Origin of the sequence: Micromonospora maritima (assembly GCF_902825405.1) — a bacterium.
Taxonomy (GTDB): domain Bacteria; phylum Actinomycetota; class Actinomycetes; order Mycobacteriales; family Micromonosporaceae; genus Micromonospora; species Micromonospora maritima.
The window spans coordinates 1-772 of sequence record NZ_CADEAU010000948.1 but is presented as its reverse complement, the minus strand read 5'-3'; the positions used below and the strand labels follow the sequence as shown (position 1 = coordinate 772).

At 75.4% G+C, this 772-nt stretch carries 1 protein-coding gene; it reads left to right on the top strand.

Going from position 1 to position 772, the window contains the following annotated elements:
• The first annotated feature begins 177 nt into the window (after positions 1 to 177).
• Entirely contained in the window at positions 178 to 705 is a 528-nt protein-coding gene (locus HUW36_RS33740) for a hypothetical protein (RefSeq protein WP_174531687.1), read from the top strand.
• The last annotated feature ends 67 nt before the right edge of the window (positions 706 to 772 follow it).

Here is a 772-nt window from a genome sequence, read left to right as displayed (position 1 = left end):
GTCGCGCCGACGGTCATGGCCGGTCGGCCGGCCGCGACGCCACGGCCCGGAGCCCGTCCGGGTACGGCCCGCCCGGCCTCCGCCGCCGCCCGGGTGGACGTGGGTCGCCGCTGAGGGTGGGCCACGTCATGCCCGCCGGGACACCGCCGGCACGATGATCATCGTTACGCTCCGGGCATGGACGTCGAGGTACGCCTGCGGCGGATCCGCCGTTGGCTCTGGGTCGTGGTGGTGGGGCTCTTCCTCAGCGGGGTGACCGCGTTCCCGCTGGAGGTCGAGGTCCGGTGGCTGCTGGCGGCGCTCGACCCGCTCGCCGGGCGACTCCCGGCGCTCGTGGGCTGGATCGAACGGGTCCACGACGGGCTGGTGACCGCCGACCGGGACTACCCGTTCCTGCTCTACGGCACCGACTGGCTGGCCTTCGCCCACCTGGTGCTCGCGGTGGCGTTCTGGGGGCCGCTGCGCGACCCGGTGCGCAACGTCTGGGTGGTGCAGGTCGGGATGATCGCCTGCGCCGGCATCGTGCCGCTGGCGCTGATCTGTGGCCCGATCCGGGACATCCCGTGGTTCTGGACGCTCGTCGACCTGTCGTTCGCGGTCGGCGCGTTCCCGCCGCTCTGGTTCGCCTACCGGCACATCCGCGCGGTCGAGGCGACCCGGACGTCGGCGACGTCGGTCGGGGCGCCCGCGCCGGCGGCCGGCTGACCGGAGCCGTACCCGATCGGGCCCGGCGTCCGCGGATCCGGGGCGGTCCGGCGTCGCGGATCCGGGC

Excerpts from the sequence above, each read along its gene's own strand:
- HUW36_RS33740 (WP_174531687.1), top strand. The coding sequence starts at position 178 with ATGGACGTCGAGGTACGCCTGCGGCGGATCCGCCGTTGGCTCTGGGTC.